The following is a 580-nucleotide window of genomic DNA, read 5'->3' on the forward strand; positions in this document are numbered from 1 at the left end:
CCCCACAAGAGGGCTAGGAAATCTCATCTCGGAGCAAGCTTCCCGCTTAGATGCTTTCAGCGGTTATCTCTTCCGAACGTAGCTAATCAGCCATGCTCCTGGCGGAACAACTGACATACCAGAGGTTCGTCCGTCCCGGTCCTCTCGTACTAAGGACAGACCTCCACAAATTTCCAACGCACGCAGCGGATAGGGACCGAACTGTCTCACGACGTTCTGAACCCAGCTCGCGTACCGCTTTAATGGGCGAACAGCCCAACCCTTGGGACCAACTCCAGCCCCAGGATGCGACGAGCCGACATCGAGGTGCCAAACCATGCCGTCGATATGGACTCTTGGGCAAGATCAGCCTGTTATCCCCGAGGTACCTTTTATCCGTTGAGCGACGGCCATTCCACAATGTACCGCCGGATCACTAGTCCCGACTTTCGTCCCTGCTCGAGCTGTCACTCTCACAGTCAAGCTCCCTTGTGCACTTACACTCAACACCTGATTGCCGACCAGGCTGAGGGAACCTTTGGGCGCCTCCGTTACTCTTTAGGAGGCAACCGCCCCAGTTAAACTACCCATCAGGCACTGT

At 55.9% G+C, this 580-nt stretch carries 1 rRNA gene; it reads right to left on the reverse strand.

What is annotated here, in order from left to right:
• A 23S ribosomal RNA gene (locus ABD283_RS14295) occupies window positions 1-580 on the reverse strand; the annotation flags it as partial.

Origin of the sequence: Kocuria atrinae (assembly GCF_039531425.1) — a bacterium.
Classification (GTDB): Bacteria; Actinomycetota; Actinomycetes; order Actinomycetales; family Micrococcaceae; genus Kocuria; species Kocuria atrinae.